This window comes from Psychrobacter sp. AOP31-B2-9, assembly GCF_052378005.1.
GTDB lineage: Bacteria > Pseudomonadota > Gammaproteobacteria > Pseudomonadales > Moraxellaceae > Psychrobacter.
In genome coordinates, this window is the sequence record NZ_JBQSXG010000226.1 from 1 (window position 1) to 2902 (window position 2902).

The 2902-nt window shown below is 41.8% G+C and carries 2 protein-coding genes; one reads left to right on the plus strand and one right to left on the minus strand.

From position 1 onward, the window contains the following. Nucleotides 1-46 precede the first annotated feature (46 nt). A complete protein-coding gene (locus ACT3SX_RS14605) occupies nt 47-1183 on the plus strand; it encodes a glycerate kinase (protein WP_192520898.1) in 1137 nt (378 codons plus the stop codon). A 178-nt stretch (nt 1184-1361) separates the two neighbouring features. Here ACT3SX_RS14605 and ACT3SX_RS14610 read toward each other — a convergent pair whose 3' ends face one another. After that, the gene (locus ACT3SX_RS14610; RefSeq protein WP_192520899.1) at nt 1362-2267 is read right to left on the minus strand and encodes a tetratricopeptide repeat protein; all 906 of its coding nucleotides are present in this window, start codon (nt 2265-2267) and stop codon (nt 1362-1364) included. Nucleotides 2268-2902 lie beyond the last annotated feature (635 nt).

A 2902-nucleotide genomic window follows, 5' to 3' on the forward strand; every position in this document is an offset into this window, starting at 1 on the left:
CTAACATATACCAAAAGACATTCAAAAAACACCCAGAGAAATATCCATGAAAATTTTGATCGCCCCTGATTCGTTTAAAGAAAGTTTAGAGGCACTAGATGTTTGCCGTGCAATCCAGTCCGGCTTTAGCCAAGTGTTTCCAGACGCTGATTATAAGCTGCTGCCAATGGCTGATGGTGGTGAAGGCACCTCTGCCGTATTGTCTTATGTATTGGGTGGGCACTGGAAAGAAATCAGAGTGCATGACCCACTGATGAGACCTATCACCGCAAAGTACTTATTATTGCCTGATGCCACAGCTGTCATCGAAATCGCTCATGCTTGCGGTCTACATTTACTGACTGCGGCAGAGCGCAATCCGATCATCGCTAGCAGTTATGGTGTCGGAGAGCTGATTGCCGATGCTTTGGATGAAGGCGTTAAACGTATCATTATTGGGTTGGGTGGCAGTGCCACCAATGATGCAGGGCTTGGCATGCTAACTGCGTTAGGTATGGCGTTTCATGACGTCAATGGTCATTCATTAGCTCAGGGCGGCGGTGCACTTGCCAGCCTACATAAGCTCGATAATACAAACCTTCACGCAAAGATATCAGACACGGTATTTGAGGTTGCTTGTGATGTGACCAATCCATTATGCGGTCTGCTAGGTGCCAGCGCCGTGTTTGGCCCGCAAAAAGGCGCTTGTCCAGAGCAAGTCAATACCCTGGACAAGGCACTCAGTCACTTTGCTACTATTTGTGGGCAGTATGGCTATGAAGACTGCCAACACGTTGAAGGTGCTGGCGCAGCAGGCGGTCTTGGCTATGCGTTAATGAGCTTTTGTGATGCCCATCTGAAATCTGGTTTTGATACCGTTGCCGAGGTGGCTCACCTTTCTCAACATATCATAGAGGCTGATTTGGTCATCACTGGCGAAGGTAAGCTCGATGCGCAAACAGCCATGGGTAAGGTGGCAGACGGTATCAGTCAAATCGCTAAGGCTAGCCGTACACCTGTTATCGCTATCTGCGGCAGCGTCGATGGACTAAAACCTGCTCAGACCAGTCAGTTCGATGTGGTTATGCCAAGTATCCAAAAAGTAGACACGATCGATAACGTGTTAGGTTCTGCTTACAATAACATTGAGACTACTGCTGCTAATATTGCTTCGGCTATGCGCTTAGGTATTGAGATGAGTTAGATATTCTTATAATAGCTCGACTATAAAAGTATTACAGCGTCCCTATTGAGGTATCACGTATACACCTACACTCAGTTACCTTGTACTATTTTTAAATTGTATCGACTACACTAGGGCGTATCATCAATTAGTACATTGGTGACACACCCTACTTCCAAGCAGAACAGAGCCAAACCGTTTAATTTGTTTTTTGGCTCCATTCTGTATACATATCACAATATTTTTGGATACCAGTGTCACAGATACGCTTCAACCCTGCTAGCCCGCCTACTCTATCGCCATAGGCACCGTCACTGAGAATATAAATTTTTGCTAATTGGTTTTGCGCGTCTTCATAACCTAGCTGGCTATAGCTTTCAAACCAATGTGCCGCTTTGCTATAGTCTAGTTTTACACCCTCGCCTTTATAGTACATAGAGCCAAGGTTAAACTGAGCATGTGCCATACCTTGCTTAGCTGCTTTTTCGAACCATTCAGCCGCTTTTGTATTATTTTTATGAACCCCTTGCCCCTGCTGATACAGGACACCTAAATTAAATTGAGCGTCAGCAACTCCTTGTTCAGCAGATTTTTGATACCACTTAAACGCTGTTGCATTATTTTTAGGAACTCCTTTAGCATTGGCATAAGCAATGCCCAAATTAAACTGTGCTAACTTGTTATTTTGTTCAGCTGCCTGCCGCCAATACTTCAGTGCTCTAATATCGTTTTGAACGACACCTTCACCTGTAGAATATAGATTACCAAGATTGTATTGAGCTCTACCATAGCCTTGCTTAGCAGACTTACTATAGTAGGCAAAGGCTTTTTCATAGTTTTGTGGTACGCCTATGCCTTCATTGTACATAACACCAATATTATATTGTGCTTCAGCCAACCCTTGATTGGCAGATTTATTCAACCACTCAAAAGCCTTTGTACTATTTTTCTCAACATCTAAGCCTGCTGCATACATGATACCCAAATTATACTGGGCAATGGCATTCCCTTGCTGTGCTAGCGACTCAATGGTAGTCAAATCTCTTATCAATATCGACTCTTCCGCAGTAGCGGAAATGGTTAATCCAGCGATCATATAAGTCATTATAATCTTAAGACAGTTCTTTCTTAATAGCTTTATATTCATCATTAGTCCATAGATACAGAATAAATTGAAATATATATAAATAGAGTATGGCGTGTTTAACATTTATATATAGGTACTGCTACTAACTGATCTTTGTTATGAACAAGATGCAACGTTGATACGCATTGACAATGTCATATAGAAGATCCGTTTGACAACATCGTCGAGATTTACAGCCACAGCTATGAGCTTATCTATAGCAAAGGTGCGTACTAAGATCAGTATGAATTTAGCCTACATTTAGATGATAAACAAATAGCGTATTCAGATTATGAATACGCTATTTTTATGTATAGCCATCACTTTAAGCAGCAAGTCATTGCAAATACCTAACTACTTCATTCCCTACTGAAGCTTTAATACGATGGCGAGGACATCGAAGCTCCCAGGTACATACATGCAATTGATATTAATAATTTCAAAAATGGTGACTTACATTCTGGCCAACGGGTGATAATAAAATACAAGCTTGCAGGTAGAATAAAAAAATACAATAGCCCCCACAGCACCGACTCTTGAAAAGCAATAATTATCAATTTGATGCTATAAACAAGACACATGATACTTGCAACAACAAGTAAAAGCATTCCTAT

Bases quoted from the DNA above. Each gene is read 5' to 3' on its own strand.
- ACT3SX_RS14605 (WP_192520898.1), top strand. From the start codon at position 47: ATGAAAATTTTGATCGCCCCTGATTCGTTTAAAGAAAGTTTAGAGGCA.
- ACT3SX_RS14610 (WP_192520899.1), bottom strand. From the start codon at position 2,267: ATGACTTATATGATCGCTGGATTAACCATTTCCGCTACTGCGGAAGAG.